The organism is Bacillus sp. JST-5, assembly GCF_057747715.1.
Map to the genome: position 1 here is coordinate 1 of NZ_JBYLHW010000122.1, position 2503 is coordinate 2503.

General features: G+C 33.0%; 5 protein-coding genes. 3 read left to right on the forward strand and 2 right to left on the reverse strand.

Annotated features, from left to right (window positions below; genetic code table 11):
* Positions 1 to 473 precede the first annotated feature (473 nt).
* Positions 474 to 647, reverse strand: a complete 174-nt coding sequence (locus tag AC3ASS_RS13970) for a hypothetical protein (RefSeq protein WP_488284120.1) — start codon at positions 645 to 647, stop codon at positions 474 to 476.
* A gap of 16 nt (positions 648 to 663) precedes the next feature.
* Entirely contained in the window at positions 664 to 807 is a 144-nt protein-coding gene (locus tag AC3ASS_RS13975) for a hypothetical protein (RefSeq protein ID WP_488284121.1), read from the reverse strand.
* A 250-nt stretch (positions 808 to 1057) separates the two neighbouring features.
* On the opposite strand from AC3ASS_RS13975, the gene AC3ASS_RS13980 reads away from it, so the two are divergent.
* From AC3ASS_RS13980 to AC3ASS_RS13990, 3 genes are read left to right on the forward strand one after another with little or no spacing between them, the layout of a single operon-like run.
* Positions 1058 to 1504 carry a GNAT family N-acetyltransferase gene (locus AC3ASS_RS13980; protein ID WP_488284122.1) on the forward strand — a complete coding sequence of 149 codons (447 nt, stop codon included), beginning with the start codon at positions 1058 to 1060 and terminating at the stop codon, positions 1502 to 1504.
* Positions 1505 to 1532: 28 nt separating this feature from the next.
* Positions 1533 to 2081 carry a GNAT family N-acetyltransferase gene (locus AC3ASS_RS13985; RefSeq protein ID WP_263062425.1) on the forward strand — a complete coding sequence of 183 codons (549 nt, stop codon included), beginning with the start codon at positions 1533 to 1535 and terminating at the stop codon, positions 2079 to 2081.
* 17 nt (positions 2082 to 2098) lie between these two features.
* A complete protein-coding gene (locus tag AC3ASS_RS13990; RefSeq protein WP_488284123.1) occupies positions 2099 to 2404 on the forward strand; it encodes a hypothetical protein in 306 nt (101 codons plus the stop codon).
* The last annotated feature ends 99 nt before the right edge of the window (positions 2405 to 2503 follow it).

Sequence of the window (2503 nt, forward strand, 5' to 3'; positions counted from 1 at the left end):
ATCTATCCGCCTCATTTACTCGATATGACCTTCGACAGAAAGAGCTTTGTTTTGTTATGCAAACTCACTCAATCATATCTAGCCTTATATGAGGTTCGTGTTCCTCGGACCGGTGTTTTGCCTCCAGCTTCCTTCAGATTCCGCGTCACCACGGACACCCTTGCTCTTGGCTAACCTCTACTTCTGTCTTCGGGGTTCGGGACTTACACCCTATAGTTCATGTACATGCCGGGCGCACACAAAAAATAGGATTCACCTGGTCAGGTAAATCCTATTTTACACACAATTTTAATTTTTGTAAATTATAGCAAAAATAAATTATTTTGTCAAGTATTTAGCTCGTTTTAACTTGCTATATTATTTTTCTCATACTTATAAATTCCCTTCTTACAGAATAGAAGTGGGAATTTTTTGTTTTATAGAAGTTTGATTTGCTGAAAAATTTAAGGGACATAACTGTAGTTTAAATTCTTTTACCGTTCATTCATATTGAATGTTTCACTATAGATTTCACGTAGCTGTGCTGCAATGTCTTTCCATTCAATTGGTTCGCCATTCACAATTTGGCCAAACACATCGAGACAACGATGCCATCCGGCTGCAGTATGTACCGCCCATGAATTATCGTCAAAAGTATGTGTGAACACCATTCGACATCCATTTTCATCTTCCAATAAAATTATGAAGCAAATCGTCAACTTCTTGAAATGCAAAAACAGTTGGTTCTTTTAATTCTGTAATAATTCCAGAATATGTAGTTCCTTCTCGATCATCCAAATGAATTTTCCCGCCAATTTTTAGTACCATTTCCCCAGTTGCGAAAGGATACAAATTTGCTAAAGGAATGAGCATTTGTCAGTACTTGGAATACTTCTTTTTTTACTTTTAGAAAAACTTCGCTCGAATTGTAAAGCATAACGACCAGTTACATTATGTAATGTACCAAATTCATTTTTCATTTCATACACCTCTTTATTTAACTCATTTAATTGTACTAAAAAATGGTATTATAGTAAAAAGTAGCTGTCATATACTATTTTGACATTGGGGGGTTCTTATGAACGTTCGTATATTAGAAAAAGATGATTACAAAAAAATGAAAGAACTTTTTTTTGATGTCTTTTCAAATGAACCATGGTTCGATCAGTGGAATGAGGAGCAATTAGATTTATATATGAAAGATTTGACGGATAATAATAATTCGCTTTCTTTAGCCCTGTATAATGATAACGATGAGATAGTTGGTTGTTCCCTTGGTTATGTTTTTAACTGGTGGGAAGGTAAGGAATATTATATTAAAGAATTTTTTATCGCAAGAAATTATCAAAATAAAGGTATAGGTAGTCGTTTTATATCTTTAATGGATGAATTTTTAAATAAAAATGAGTTCCAATTTATTACTTTAATAACTGATTTGGATGTGCCAGCATATAATTTTTATAAAAAAAATGGATTCAAACATCTAAATGATTCGGCGTATTTTGTAAAAAGGGTAACCAAGTAATAATAATGCATAATTTGAGGTGAATTAAATGGAGACATTATTTTCTGAACGATTAATATTACGTCAATGGAAAGAATCGGATAGTAAAGATTTATATGAATATGCGAAAAGTGAGTTAGTTGGCCCAAATGCAGGATGGGCACCTCACAATAGTGAAGACGAAAGTAAAGAAGTTATCAAATTATTTATCGAAGAAAATGATACATATGCTGTCGTTTTGAAAGAAGAAAATAAAGTGATTGGTAGTGTCGGTCTCCATGATCGTCAACCTGATAAGAGTTTAGTAGATTTAAAACAAAAGGAAATCGGGTATGTATTAAATCCAGACTACTGGGGAAGAGGCATGATTCCAGAAGCCGTTAATCGTGTGATTCAATATGGTTTTGAAAAATTAGATTTAGACATAATTTGGTGTGGTCATTTTGATTTCAATTATAATTCTAAAAGAGTGTGTGAAAAATGCGGGTTTCAATATCGATTTAAAAAGAAGAATATTTTGAAGCGATTAGGTAACAAAGAAGTAACTAGTTTATACTATTCTTTAACTAAAGAAGAGTATTTTAACAGCCATGTATAATTTTGGAGTGGGAAAAAATGACACATTATTATTATATAGCCTCGGATAAAAAGTTAGGGCTTGGAAACGGCACTCTTGATTTTGTTCCAACGGATTATTCGATTCCAAGTTTTGATTATCCAGTTCAGTTAGAAGTACTCAGTCTCGAAAAAGACTGGGAGCTTATGGCTTTATTGCAATATATACGAAATCACACTGCACCACATAAAGAATGTACTATACAAATTGCTCATTTATTAAACTCGAATCGAGTTGAGCTAAAAGTATATGAAAAGTCCAAAATATTGTTACGCAATATTGCAGCTTGTAGACAAAGTCCCTAACTAGTGGCCAAATCTACAGGTTTTTTTTGTATAATAGGGATAGAATTCTTGGTTAACGGGGGAAATTTAGGATGTTATCGAAGCGTACTGACAATAATC